Source organism: Pseudomonas sp. R19M (genome assembly GCF_050312585.1).
Taxonomy (GTDB): Bacteria; Pseudomonadota; Gammaproteobacteria; order Pseudomonadales; family Pseudomonadaceae; genus Aquipseudomonas; species Aquipseudomonas palleroniana.
The window spans coordinates 77,674-89,882 of record NZ_JBNPJV010000042.1 but is presented as its reverse complement, the minus strand read 5'-3'; the positions used below and the strand labels follow the sequence as shown (position 1 = coordinate 89,882).

Below are 12,209 nucleotides of genomic sequence, written 5' to 3'. Positions count from 1 at the left end.
CTGAGATTCACAGGCTATGTTTTTCAGCCATCTCAGCAGTCAATGGAGTGACAGCCTATGCACGACACCCTCCAACAGGTCTTCGGTTATCCACAGTTCCGCCCGGGCCAGGAACAAACGGTCAGGGCCGTGCTGGCCGGCCGTTCGGCAGCCGCGATCTTCCCTACAGGGTCGGGCAAGTCCTTGTGTTACCAGCTATCGGCCGTGCTGCTTCCGCATCTGACGTTGGTGGTGTCGCCGTTGTTGGCGTTGATGCAGGATCAATTGGGCTTTCTGCAGCGTCACGGGATTTCAGCCGGCAGTATCGACTCGGCCCAGAGCCGCGATGAGGCCAATGAGGTAATGGCCCGTGCTCGCTCGGGCGAGCTGAAAATCCTGATGATTTCCGTGGAGCGCTTGAAGAACGAGCGTTTTCGTAATTTCCTGCAAAGCGTGCAGATCTCTCTGCTGGTGGTGGACGAGGCGCACTGTATTTCGGAGTGGGGCCATAACTTCCGCCCGGACTATTTGAAGCTTCCAGACTACCAACGGCAGTTCAATATCCCACAGGCGCTGCTGCTGACGGCCACGGCCACGCCTAAGGTGATTGCCGACATGCAGGCCAAGTTCAGCATTGCACCGCAGGATGTGGTGACCACTGGTTTCTACCGGCCCAACCTCAATTTGCTGGTGGAGCCGGTAAGCGGCCCCGACAAGCGTCGGCGTTTGGTCGAGTGGATGAGCGAGCGCGCCAACCAGCCGAGCATCGTCTATGTCACCCTGCAGAAGACCGCCGAGCAGATTGCCGAGCACCTGAATCGCAATGGCATCCAGGCTGAGGCCTACCATGCCGGTTTGCCCCACGATAAACGTGAGGGCATCCAGCAACGCTTCATGGGTGGACGCTCCAATTGCATCGTCGCCACCATCGCGTTTGGCATGGGCATCGACAAAAGTGATATCCGCAATGTGGTGCACTTCGACTTGCCCAAGTCCATTGAGAACTACAGTCAGGAAATCGGCCGTGCCGGGCGCGACGCTCAAGCCTCCGACTGCCTGGTACTGGCTAACCGCGACAGCCTCAACGTGCTGGAAAATTTCGTCTACGGTGATACACCCGAGCAAGAGGGCATTCTGCGTGTGCTGGAGGCATTGCAGGCGGCGCGGCCAGAGGGGCAATGGGAGTTTTTGCTGAGGTCATTGTCGGAGCACAGCAATATCCGCGAGTTGCCGCTCAAGACGTTGCTGGTGCAGTTGGAACTCAAGGGCGTGATTGCGCCGCGCTACGCGTTCTATGCTGAATACCGTTTCAAATACCTGGTCGAACCTGATGCGTTGCTGGCACGGTTTTCGGGGGAGCGACAACAGTTCGTCGCGGCGATCATCGAGGTGTGCAAGCGTGCGCGAACCTGGGCGACGGTGGATTTTGACACGCTGTATCAGCAGCACAACGCCGAACGCAATCGAGTGGTGAAAGCCCTGGATTACTTTCAGGAGCAAGGCTTGATCGAACTCGAAAGCAAGCAGATGACCGAGGTCTACAGCCTGCTCGATACCGACTTTGACCCACAGGTGTTGAGCGCCGAGTTATACACAGGCTTCAAGCAGCACGAGGTTACGGAGGTGGCGCGGATTCACGCCATGCTGGATCTGTTCGCCACCGAACACTGCCTGGGGCAGCGCCTGGCCGAATATTTTGGCGACGAAAACGCCCCTCAACGTTGCGGGCACTGTTCGGTATGCCACGGCCGCGTCGCGCACCTTCCGCCACCGCCAGGCTTGCCGCCCCTTGTGGATAAAAATTTCATGGAGCTGTGCGGGGATTTTATCCACAGGCATCATGCACTCACGGGCCAATTGCCTGGCTCCGAGCGGTTGACGCGGTTTCTCGGTGGTATCAGCGTGCCCTTGTTCAATTCATTGAAGGCGCGGGGTATCCCGGGGTTTGCTGCGCTGGAGGATTACCCTTACGCCGAAGTGCGCGAATGGGCCGAAGCCCATCTGAAGCACCTGTAAATTCACTTCACGAGACGAGCCCATGCCTGATTCAGTGCCAACCCGTGCCGACTACCCACACTTGCAACCGATTATCACGCGTTGGCACGACAACGATGTGTACGGCCATGTGAACAACGTCACCTATTACAGCTTCTTCGACACCACGGTGAATACCTACCTGATCGAACAGGGAGGGTTGGATATTCATGACGGTGAAGTGGTGGGATTTGTGGTGAGTTCTGCGTGCGACTATTTCGCGTCGGTTGCCTTTCCCGAACGCATTGACGTCGGCTTGCGGGTGGGCAAGTTGGGCAATAGCTCAGTGCAGTATGAATTGGCGGTGTTCAAGGCGGGCGAGGAGGACGCCTGCGCGGCGGGGCGTTTTGTACATGTGTTCGTGGATCGAGGGTCGAACCAGCCGGTCACTATTCCGGCGATGTTGCGCGAGGCGTTGCAGCGTTTGGTGGTGTAGGCGCGCACGCCTACACCCAGGACGAAGGCTTCAGGCCTTATCAATCATCATAACGGTGATGATGCTTGTTCTTGCGATGCCCATAAGCATGACCGCGCCCGCGATGGTCATCACGGTCGTAGCGACGGTTGTCACGCCCACGGTAATGGCGGTCTTCGTCATCGCTCTTGTTGCCCATGTAGTTGCCCAGTGCGCCACCTGCGCCGCCACCGGCTGCTGCGCCGATCAGGCTACCGGTGCTGCCGCCGACACTGCGGCCAACCACGTTGCCGCCTGCTGCGCCCAGTGCGCCGCCAATGGCGGCTTCGCCACGGCTGCGTTTGTCGGCGCCGACCGCACTGCCACCCGCGCCGCCCAATGCTGCACCGATGGTCGAACCGGTGTTGCCACCTAGCTGCTGGCCAACAACCGAACCTAGAACCCCGCCCAATGCGCCGCCCACGCCTGCTTCGGCGGTGCCACCGGCCATGGCTGCGCCACTGACCAGGCCAAGGGACAACAAGAGAATCGAGGAGAACTTCATTAGGGAGACCTCAAGAGGATGACGGCGCGATCTTGGGGCTGTATCGATACTGTGACAATAGAAATCCGACCAGTAGCACGAGTTGTACACAATTCTATAACTTACTGTTTTTACTGGGGAACTTAAGTGTTTTTTGTGAGTCTTTAGCTACTTGGGAAAGGCCGCTTTTATGCAAAAGCGGCCTTTTTTGTGCCTGGAATTTACGCCGAGCGCGCCATGATCAGGCCGTCGTCACTCGCCGCCTCCAGGCAAATAGCCACGAACTTCGATGTCGGTGTATGGCTGCCATCCCCGGTGCTTTCCAGTGGCACCAGCGGGTTCACTTCCGGGTAGTAAGCGGCTGCCTGCCCTGCCGGAATATCAAATGCGAGCAAGGTGAAGCCCTTCACACGGCGCTCACGCCCGTCTTCCCACAGCGACACGATGTCGGCCTTCTGCCCGGGCTTGAAGCCCAGGCGGATGATGTCGGCTTCGTTGACAAAGAGCACGTCACGCTGGCCTTTCACCCCACGGTAGCGGTCATCCAGGCCGTAAATAGTGGTGTTGTACTGATCATGGGAACGCATTGACTGCATGATCAGGTCCGGCACGCGGCCGGTCGCATGGGTGCGCTCGTGAATCAGGTCTTCAGGCAGGATATTCGGACGGAAATTGGCGCGCCCCGAAGGGGTGTTCCAGCGACGCGCGCCGGCAGCGTTGCCCAGGTAGAAACCGCCCGGATGCTTGATGTTTTCGTTGAAGCCCTTGAAGCCCGGGATGGTGTCGGCGATCAGGTCGCGAATGCGTCCGTAGTCAGCCACCAGCCAGTTCCAATCCACCGGCTTGCTGCCCAGGGTAGCGGCGGCGATACCGGCCAGGATCGCAGGTTCGGATTTCATCAACTTCGACAAAGGTTGCAACTGGCCATTAGAGCCGTGAACCATGCTGAACGAGTCTTCCACGGTGACCGCTTGCGGGCCGTTGGCCTGGATGTCGATATCGGTACGGCCCAGGCATGGCAGGATCAGCGCATCCTTGCCGTGCATCAGGTGGCTGCGGTTGAGCTTGGTGCTGATCTGCACCGTCAGGTCGCAGTTGCGCAGGGCCTGGAAGGTACGCAGGCTGTCTGGCGTGGCTTGTGCGAAGTTGCCGCCCAGGCCGATAAACACTTTGGAACGGCCTTCGAGCATGGCGTGGATCGCTTCGACCACGTTGTGACCGTTGGTGCGTGGCACCTGGAACTGGAAGCGGCGCTCCAGCGCATCAAGGAAGGCCACCGGCGGGCGTTCGTTGATGCCCATGGTGCGGTCACCCTGCACGTTACTGTGGCCACGCACCGGGCACAGGCCGGCGCCTGGACGACCGATGTTGCCGCGCAGCAGCATCAGGTTGGCAATTTCCTGGATGGTGGGTACCGAGTGGCGGTGTTGGGTGATGCCCATCGCCCAGCACATGATCACGTTCTTGCCTGTGGCGTACATTCGCGCCGCTTGCTCGATTTCCACCAGGGTCAGGCCGGACTGCTTGACGATTTCATCCCAGGAGGTGTCGTCGATCTGGCCCAGGTAATCGAGCACGTTGGCGGTGTGGGCGTTGAGGAAATCGTGATCGAACACGGCTTCCTTACCTTCAGCCTGGGCCTGGCGCTCCCACAGCAGCAGGAACTTGGCCATGCCGCGAAGGATGGCCATGTCGCCGCCCAGTGCGGGGCGGAAATAGGCGGTGTTGGTCGGCTTATCGCCGTTGGTCAGCATTTCCAGCGGATGTTGCGGATGCTGGAAGCGCTCCAGGCCGCGCTCCTTGAGCGGGTTGATGCACACCACCTGAGCGCCACGCTTGACGGCTTCGCGCAGCGGTTCAAGCATGCGCGGGTGGTTGGTGCCGGGGTTCTGGCCCCAGACGAAAATCGCGTCGGCATGTTCGAAGTCATCGAAGGTCACGGTGCCTTTGCCCACGCCCACGCTCTGGGCCAAAGCCACGCCGCTGGCCTCGTGACACATGTTCGAACAATCCGGGAAGTTGTTGGTGCCGTAGGCGCGCACGAACAGCTGATACAGGTAGGCCGCTTCGTTGCTGGCCCGGCCCGAGGTGTAAAACTCGGCCATGTCCGGGCTGGGCAGTGCGTTGAGGTGTTTGCCGATCAGCTCGAAGGCGGCTTCCCAACTGATGGGCTTGTAGCGGTCCGTCTCGGCGTCATAGCGCAACGGCTCGGTGAGGCGGCCTTGATACTCCAGCCAATAGTCACTCTGTTCCAGCAACGCGCTGACACTGTGCTTGGCAAAGAAAGCCGCGTCGACACGGCGTTTGGTGGCTTCCCAGTTAACCGCCTTGGCGCCGTTCTCGCAGAACTTGACCATGCCGCTTTCCGGCGAGTCGCCCCAGGCGCAGCCTGGGCAGTCAAAGCCGCCGTTCTGGTTGGTCTTGAGCATCATGCGCAGGTTTTTCAGCGCGTTGTCGCTGGTCAGCCAGGCTTGTGCCACGCTGATCAGTGCGCCCCAGCCACCGGCCGGGCCTTTATAGGGCTTGTAGCGCGGGGTAGGGGTTTGGTCGGCTTGGTGATGATTGCTCATGGCGGGTCTCCATCGCAGGGCTGTAAACCCGCGCGTACTACTCTGCGGCAGTGCTACCAGCGGATTGATCTAGGCTTAGACTAGGCGCGACAAAGGGTCGCGTCTAATTGCCAGTATTGATCTATTGATAGATGGCGTCGATCACGGGTCTTTGGTCGGCGTGGAACCCAAGTCTGTAGGACTGGTCTAGTCTTGGGCATCTGGAAACCAAATCCCAAGGAGAGCGCACTATGAGTATTCTCAGTTTTGTTAAGGAAGCAGGCGAAAAGCTGATCAATCTGCTGACGCCCGGTAATGCCAGCGCCAGTGACGAGCTGAAAAAGCATATCCAGGATGTCGGGCTGGGTAATCCGAACGTGCATGCCACCGTTGACGGTGACAAGGTCACGATTACCGGTGAAGTGGCCAGCCAGGAAGAGAAAGAAAAAATCATCCTGGCGGCAGGCAATATTGCCGGCGTAGCCAGTGTGGATGATCAAATCACTGTATCCGGGCCAGCTGTTGCGGCTGCCCGTTTCGTCGTAGTGAAAAAAGGTGACACCCTCAGCGCGATCTCGCTGGCGGTGTACGGTAATGCCAACCTGTACAACAAGATCTTTGAGGCCAACAAGCCATTGTTGTCACATCCTGACAAGATCTACCCAGGGCAGACGCTGCGTATTCCTGAGTAACAGGCTGGGCCTGATGAGGGAGGGGGGCAACCCCCTCCCTCATTGCGTTAAAGGCCGGCAATCAGATCACGGTAGTCTCCGACGGCGGCAAACTCTGCGGTGTCCTTGGGGCCTTTTCGGCTATCCGGTTCCTTCACTGCCAGCAAATGGCTCACGCCGAAATCCCGGGCGCTGCGCAGGATCGGCAAGGTGTCGTCGATGAACAGGCTGCGTGCCGGGTCGAAGCCGATGTCGGCGTGCAGGGCGTGCCAGAACTGCGGGTTTTCCTTGGCGAAGCCATAGTCGTGGGAACTGATCAAACGCTCGAAATACGGCGCCAGTTCAATGCGTTCCAACTTCAATGACAACGAATCACGATGAGCATTGGTGATCAGGATCACGCGCTTGCCGGCCTGCTTGATCGCCGCCAGAAAAGTGTCCGCATCCGGGCGCAAGGCGATCAGGTGGGCGGTTTCCAGCTTGAGCTCACGCACCGGAATGTTCAGCTCCGTGCTCCAGAAATCCAGGCAATACCATTGCAACTGTCCGGCGTTACGCTCGAACAGAGGCTGCAACTCCATTTCGGCCATGGCGCGGCTCACCCCATGCAGCTCGGCATAGCGCTGGGGCAGGTGCTCCATCCAGAAGTGGTTGTCGTAATGCAGGTCGAGCAAGGTGCCGTCCATGTCCAGCAAGACGGTGTCGATGGCGTGCCAGGGCAAAGAGGGCATGGGGTGGTCTCATGTAAGTAAAGATATCCGACACAGACAATCGGAAAAGCCACGGTATAGTAACCCGATCACGCCAAGGAGCCGCTTATGCGCCAGAAACCCACCGTTCTCGCCCGAGAAATAGTCGCCAGTAGCCGTTTGTTCCGCGTGGAGGAAGTGCAATTGCGCTTTTCCAATGGCGTTGAGCGCACCTACGAACGCCTGGTGGGGCGTGGTACCGGTTATGGGGCGGTGATGATTGTGGCGATGATCGATGCCGATCATGCGTTGTTGGTGGAAGAGTACTGCGGCGGTACCGATGAATATGAGTTGTCCCTTCCCAAGGGCTTGATCGAGCCCGGAGAAGACGTGCTGGCGGCGGCAAACCGCGAACTCAAGGAGGAAGCCGGCTATGGCGCGCGTCAACTGGAACACCTCACCGAACTCTCGCTGTCGCCTGGTTACATGAACCAGAAAATCCAGGTGGTATTGGCCACCGATCTCTACGAAGAACGCCTGGAAGGCGATGAGCCAGAGCCGATGCGGGTGGACCGGGTCAACCTGCGCGAGCTGTCGCAGTTGGCACAGAACGAGCAGTTCAGCGAAGGCCGCGCCCTGGCCGCGTTGTATCTGGTGCGAGACCTGTTGACCCAGCGTGGAGCGTTTATCGTATGAGCGAACTGTTTCTGGGCCATCCGTTTATCGCTCCTGTGATCGAGCTGGCCCGCCAGGCCGGTGAGGTCATCCTGCCTTACTGGCGGGCCGATGTTGCCGTCACCTCCAAGGCTGACGACTCCCCCGTAACGGCGGCGGACCTGGCCGCTCACCATCTGATTCTGGCCGGCTTGACCGCGCTGGACCCGAGTATTCCGGTGCTGTCCGAAGAGGACGCGAATATAGACCAGAGCGTACGTGCCGGCTGGCAGCGGTGGTGGCTGGTGGACCCGTTGGATGGCACCAAGGAATTTATCGGCGGCAGTGAAGAGTTCACCGTCAACATCGCGCTGGTTGAGCAGGGCCGCGTGGTATTTGGCGTGGTCTCCATGCCGACCAGTGGTCGCTGTTATTTCGGTGGCGCGGGCCTGGGCGCCTGGCGTTCCGATGTAAATGAAGCGCCCAGGCAGATTCAGGTGCGCGAGGCACCGGCAGTCGGCGAGCCCTTTACGGTGGTTGCCAGTCGTCGCCATACCAGCCCTGAGCAGGAGCGCCTGCTGGACGGTTTGAGCGCCGGGTTGGGCGAGCTGAAGCTGGCCAATATCGGCAGTTCGTTGAAATTTTGCCTGTTGGCCGAGGGCAGTGCCGATTGCTACCCGCGGCTGGCGCCGACGTCGCAATGGGACACCGCCGCTGCTCAAGGTGTGCTCGAAGGCGCAGGCGGTGAAGTGTTGGAGTTGAGTGGCGAGCCGTTCAGTTACCCGGCCCGGGAATCATTGCTGAATCCGTTCTTCCTGGCTCTGCCGGCCAAGGCGGCCTGGCGCGAGCGATTGCTGGCCCTGGCCCGCCGTTAAGATCCCACACGCCAAATGTGGGAGGGGGCTTGCTCCCGATAGCGGTGGGTCAGTCGACATATTCGTTAACTGACACAGCGCTATCGGGAGCAAGCCCACACACTCAGTTTTGCGTCGTAGCATCTAGCGGTGCAGGACGTACTGCCCAGTGAAGGCCACAGCGCGATCTGCACTGCCCTCGTTCACAATCCACGTCTCCAGCATCAGGCGTGCACGGCCATAGCGCTTGTATGTCGCCAAGAAGCGCTTCCATACCTTCTCTTCGGGGGCAGGGCACACTACGGTAGCATCCCGTGTGACCGGCAGCGGATAACTGATCTGTCCTTCCTGGATGACGATGTGCCCATCCTCAACCCCTTCTTCACGCAGCTTCAAGTGCAACCAGCCCCAGCCGGCCAATACCGCGCCGCAGTGGAGACTGCCGCCAAACATGGTGCTCTTGTGGTTGATGTTGGCCTGCAACGGCAGATGCAGCGCCAATTTGCCCTGTTGCCAGTCGAGTACCTTGAGACCCATTTCCCGGGTGAGGGGGATGTCATGGTGCAGCACGGATTCCAGGTAACGGCTGTCGCGGTTCATGTGGGCCTCTTGGTGTGTGTGGATCATTCTTCGTCGGTACTCTGGTTGGCGAAGATCAAGCCGTGCTTGCGCAATTTGTCGTGCAGGGTTTTGCGCGGGATGCCGAGCGCCTCGGCGAGGCTGCGCACGGAGCTGTGGGGGCGCGTCAGTTCGGCGGCGATCAGGCTTTTTTCGAACTGTTCGACTTGTTCGCTCAAGCCGCCCGGTGTGGAGGTGAGCACGGCCGTGGAAGGGCTGTCCTGGGTGTTGTCCAAGGCCAGTTCCAGGCCCAAGGCGAAGCGCTCGGCTGCATTCTGCAGTTCGCGCACATTGCCCGGCCAGCTGTGGCGCAACAGCAGCGCACGCTGGCCCGGTTGCAACTCCTGCAATGGCAGGCCGTGGCGGCTGCCGGCTTCGTCCGCGAAGTGTTGGAACAGCATCAACGCATCTTCCCCTCGTTCACGCAGCGGCGGAATGCGCAACGGAGCGACGTTTAGCCGGTAATACAGGTCGGCACGGAAGCGCCCTTGGTCGGCGGCCTGGCGCAGATCTTCCTTGGTGGCGGCAATGATGCGGATATCGAGCGGGATCAGTTGGTTACCACCCAGACGCTCGACCACGCGCTCCTGCAGCAGGCGAAGCAGCTTGACCTGGACATCCAGGCTCATGCTTTCGATTTCATCGAGGAACAGTGTGCCGCCGTTGGCAAATTCGAACTTGCCGATACGGCGCTTCTGCGCGCCGGTAAAAGCACCGGGCTCGTGGCCGAACAGTTCGCTTTCCACCACCGATTCGGCCAGGGCGCCGGCGTTGATCGCGACGAACGGCCCGCTGCGCCGGCTCGACAAGTCATGCAGCGCACGCGCCACGACTTCCTTGCCGGCACCGGTTTCACCGAGGATCAGTACGTCGGCCTTGGTCGCCGCCAGGGCACCGATCTGCTCGCGCAGGCGCAGCATTTGTGGCGAGTGCCCCACCAGACGCGTGCTTAGTTGCTGGCGGTCGCTGAGGGCCAGGCGCAGGCTGCGGTTGTCCAGCACCAGGCGGCGCAGCGCCAGGGCGCGGCGCACACTATCGAGCAGGGCGTCGCTGGCGAAGGGTTTTTCCAGAAAGTCGTAGGCCCCGGCACGCATGGCTTGCACCGCCAACGGCACGTCGCCGTGGCCGGTGATCAACAGCACCGGCAGGTCCGGGTCCTGGCCGTGCAGTTCGGCGAGCAGCTCCAGGCCGTCCATGCCGGGCATGCGGATGTCGCTGACCACTACCCCTGGCCAGTCCCGCGTCAAGCGCGCAGTGAGGCCGGTCGCTTCACCCAGCGTCAGGACAGCCAGCCCGGCCAGGTCCAGGGTCTGGCACAGGGCCTGACGCAGGTGTGGATCGTCGTCGATCAACACCACCTGAATCTGGTTATCGATACTCATACACTGCGGTCCTCGGACGGTTGCAGACTGACGCCCGGCGAACCGGCACGCAATTTCAAGGTTAACAACGCGCCGCCTTCCTTGTGGTTGGCAAATAGCAGTTCGCCGCCAAAGGCACGCATCAGGGTTTCGCAGATCGCCAGGCCCAACCCCAAGCCCTGGGTGCGGGTCTTGGTGGTGTAGAACGGTTCGCTGGCGCGGCCCAGGGCTTCCATGCAAAACCCGGGGCCGTTGTCGCGAATGTACAGGTTGACGCCCTGTTCAGTGGTTTGGGCACTCAACCAGAGTTTTCGCGGCGGGCCTTTTTCGGTGAGGGCGTCCAGGGCGTTGGCCAGCAGGTTGCCAAGCACTTGGCGCAAGCGGGTTTCCCCGGCTTGCACCCATAAGGTCGCCTCCGGCAGATCGCGGATCAGTTCGACTTCCATCGACCGCCGCCGCTTGGCCAGCAACGCCAGTGCATCATCCAGCGCCGGCTGCAGGGCCACGCTTTCCGGTGCATGGCGGTCGCGCCTGGCGAACGCACGCAGGTGCGCGATGATCGAGGCCATGCGCCCGGTCAGTTCGCTGATCAGCTTGAGGTTGCCCCGGGCGTCGTTGGTACGTTCATGGTCGAGCAGGATCTCGGCGTTTTCTGCATAACTGCGGATCGCTGCCAGGGGCTGATTCAGTTCGTGGCTGATGCTCGCCGACATGGTGCCCAGGGCTGACAGCTTGCCGGCTTGCACCAGGTCATCCTGGGCGCGCACCAGTTCCTGCTGGGCGTGCTCGCGTTCCAGTACTTCCTGTTTCAGACGCCGGTTAAGGCCCTCCAGATCGCTGGTACGCTCGGCCACGCGTGCTTCCAGCTCGCGGCGCGCCTTGGCTTCGAAGGCAATGCGCTCCAGGTAATGCCGCCGACGTTGCATCATCAGACCCAGCAACAGCATCAACACCAACAGCGTCGCGCCACCGACGGCGACCACCGTGCGCACCGGGCGATTGATCAGTGAGCGTGGCGCGAGAATCTCCACATTCCAGCCGGTTTCGGCGATGGCCGTGGATTGACGCAGCCATGCCGTGGCACTCAGCGCCAGCGGCTGTGGGTCGCGGGTGGGGTAAGGTTGGATCGCGATAATCGCCTCACGCTCTGCGGCGGTCAGTGGCCGGGTGGCACGAAACCGCCATTGCGGGCGCGAGGTCAGGATTACCACGCCATTGTGGTCGGTCACCAACAGCTGTTCCGGTGTATTGCCCCACAGGCTTTCGGTATGGTCCAGGTCGACCTTGACCACCAGTACGCCGATGATCTTTTCGCCATCGCGCACGGCGGCGGCAAAGAAGTAGCCGCGCTTGGCCGAAGTGGTACCCAGGCCGAAAAAACGCCCCAGACGCCCAGCCATGGCCTCGCTGAAATACGGTCGGAACGAGAAGTTACGGCCGACGAAACTGTCTTGCTTGTCCCAGTTGGAAGCCGCCAGGGTTTTGCCGGAGGTATCCATCAGGTACATCACTTCTGCCCCGGCCTGGGCGGCGACGTCCTGGAGCAACTGGTTGGCGTTGGCCAGGTTGGTGCTCACCTGAGGCGCGTCCAGGGCCGTGCGCAGGGCGGGCAGGTCCCCCAGGATCTGCGGCAAGACTTCGTAGCGGTGCAGGGTGCCCAACAGGTTGGCCACGTACAGGTCGAGGGTTTGCCGGTTCTGACCCGCTAACTCGCTGCCGTAATAGCGCTCGGCCAAGTGTTCCAGCGGCCACAGCAGCGGGGCCAGGCATAACGCCAACAGGGCGAGGCTGCGCCAGCGAGGTCTTCGTGGAAGGGGTGGAGTCATGGAAGTCATGCGCCTGTGGGTACAGGCGCATTATGC

General features: G+C 60.8%; 11 protein-coding genes. 5 read left to right on the top strand and 6 right to left on the bottom strand.

The annotated features are described in order from the left end of the window. Positions 1 to 57 precede the first annotated feature (57 nt). Complete coding sequence (locus tag ACQRBT_RS07795; protein WP_412046545.1) at positions 58 to 1,995, top strand: RecQ family ATP-dependent DNA helicase; 1,938 nt, start codon at positions 58 to 60, stop codon at positions 1,993 to 1,995. 22 nt (positions 1,996 to 2,017) lie between these two features. After that, complete coding sequence (locus tag ACQRBT_RS07790; RefSeq protein ID WP_104995237.1) at positions 2,018 to 2,449, top strand: acyl-CoA thioesterase; 432 nt, start codon at positions 2,018 to 2,020, stop codon at positions 2,447 to 2,449. A 40-nt stretch (positions 2,450 to 2,489) separates the two neighbouring features. Here ACQRBT_RS07790 and ACQRBT_RS07785 read toward each other — a convergent pair whose 3' ends face one another. Both ACQRBT_RS07785 and ACQRBT_RS07780 read right to left on the bottom strand, forming a co-directional pair. Next, positions 2,490 to 2,972 carry a glycine zipper domain-containing protein gene (locus ACQRBT_RS07785; protein WP_060754655.1) on the bottom strand — a complete coding sequence of 161 codons (483 nt, stop codon included), beginning with the start codon at positions 2,970 to 2,972 and terminating at the stop codon, positions 2,490 to 2,492. Between the two features lie 200 nt (positions 2,973 to 3,172). After that, complete coding sequence (locus ACQRBT_RS07780; RefSeq protein WP_412046546.1) at positions 3,173 to 5,521, bottom strand: FdhF/YdeP family oxidoreductase; 2,349 nt, start codon at positions 5,519 to 5,521, stop codon at positions 3,173 to 3,175. A gap of 230 nt (positions 5,522 to 5,751) precedes the next feature. On the opposite strand from ACQRBT_RS07780, the gene lysM reads away from it, so the two are divergent. Continuing rightward, entirely contained in the window at positions 5,752 to 6,192 is a 441-nt protein-coding gene (lysM, locus tag ACQRBT_RS07775; protein WP_060754653.1) for a peptidoglycan-binding protein LysM, read from the top strand. A gap of 47 nt (positions 6,193 to 6,239) precedes the next feature. Here lysM and yrfG read toward each other — a convergent pair whose 3' ends face one another. Further along, the gene (gene yrfG, locus ACQRBT_RS07770; RefSeq protein WP_060754652.1) at positions 6,240 to 6,902 is read right to left on the bottom strand and encodes a GMP/IMP nucleotidase; all 663 of its coding nucleotides are present in this window, start codon (positions 6,900 to 6,902) and stop codon (positions 6,240 to 6,242) included. Positions 6,903 to 6,989: 87 nt separating this feature from the next. Here yrfG and nudE point away from each other — a divergent pair, with 87 nt between their 5' ends. Together nudE and cysQ are read left to right on the top strand one after the other, a co-directional pair. Then, positions 6,990 to 7,556, top strand: a complete 567-nt coding sequence (gene nudE, locus ACQRBT_RS07765; protein ID WP_412046547.1) for an ADP compounds hydrolase NudE — start codon at positions 6,990 to 6,992, stop codon at positions 7,554 to 7,556. Beyond that, positions 7,553 to 8,389, top strand: a complete 837-nt coding sequence (gene cysQ / locus ACQRBT_RS07760) for a 3'(2'),5'-bisphosphate nucleotidase CysQ (RefSeq protein ID WP_060754650.1) — start codon at positions 7,553 to 7,555, stop codon at positions 8,387 to 8,389. Before nudE ends, cysQ begins: the two co-directional genes overlap by 4 nt. 123 nt (positions 8,390 to 8,512) lie before the next feature. Here cysQ and ACQRBT_RS07755 read toward each other — a convergent pair whose 3' ends face one another. The 3 genes from ACQRBT_RS07755 to ACQRBT_RS07745 are packed head-to-tail and all read right to left on the bottom strand — an operon-like array spanning position 8,513 to position 12,173. Then, positions 8,513 to 8,968, bottom strand: coding sequence for a YiiD C-terminal domain-containing protein (locus tag ACQRBT_RS07755; RefSeq protein ID WP_412046548.1), 456 nt, complete (start codon positions 8,966 to 8,968; stop codon positions 8,513 to 8,515). Positions 8,969 to 8,991: 23 nt separating this feature from the next. After that, positions 8,992 to 10,368, bottom strand: a complete 1,377-nt coding sequence (locus ACQRBT_RS07750; protein ID WP_090367471.1) for a sigma-54-dependent transcriptional regulator — start codon at positions 10,366 to 10,368, stop codon at positions 8,992 to 8,994. Further along, positions 10,365 to 12,173, bottom strand: a complete 1,809-nt coding sequence (locus ACQRBT_RS07745) for a sensor histidine kinase (protein WP_060754647.1) — start codon at positions 12,171 to 12,173, stop codon at positions 10,365 to 10,367. The genes ACQRBT_RS07750 and ACQRBT_RS07745 overlap by 4 nt, the downstream gene beginning before the upstream one ends. Between the last annotated feature and the right edge of the window lie 36 nt (positions 12,174 to 12,209).

Bases quoted from the DNA above. Each gene is read 5' to 3' on its own strand.
- ACQRBT_RS07795 (WP_412046545.1), top strand. From the start codon at position 58: ATGCACGACACCCTCCAACAGGTCTTCGGTTATCCACAGTTCCGCCCG.
- ACQRBT_RS07790 (WP_104995237.1), top strand. From the start codon at position 2,018: ATGCCTGATTCAGTGCCAACCCGTGCCGACTACCCACACTTGCAACCG.
- ACQRBT_RS07785 (WP_060754655.1), bottom strand. From the start codon at position 2,972: ATGAAGTTCTCCTCGATTCTCTTGTTGTCCCTTGGCCTGGTCAGTGGC.
- ACQRBT_RS07780 (WP_412046546.1), bottom strand. From the start codon at position 5,521: ATGAGCAATCATCACCAAGCCGACCAAACCCCTACCCCGCGCTACAAG.
- lysM (WP_060754653.1), top strand. From the start codon at position 5,752: ATGAGTATTCTCAGTTTTGTTAAGGAAGCAGGCGAAAAGCTGATCAAT.
- yrfG (WP_060754652.1), bottom strand. From the start codon at position 6,902: ATGCCCTCTTTGCCCTGGCACGCCATCGACACCGTCTTGCTGGACATG.
- nudE (WP_412046547.1), top strand. From the start codon at position 6,990: ATGCGCCAGAAACCCACCGTTCTCGCCCGAGAAATAGTCGCCAGTAGC.
- cysQ (WP_060754650.1), top strand. From the start codon at position 7,553: ATGAGCGAACTGTTTCTGGGCCATCCGTTTATCGCTCCTGTGATCGAG.
- ACQRBT_RS07755 (WP_412046548.1), bottom strand. From the start codon at position 8,968: ATGAACCGCGACAGCCGTTACCTGGAATCCGTGCTGCACCATGACATC.
- ACQRBT_RS07750 (WP_090367471.1), bottom strand. From the start codon at position 10,368: ATGAGTATCGATAACCAGATTCAGGTGGTGTTGATCGACGACGATCCA.
- ACQRBT_RS07745 (WP_060754647.1), bottom strand. From the start codon at position 12,173: ATGACTCCACCCCTTCCACGAAGACCTCGCTGGCGCAGCCTCGCCCTG.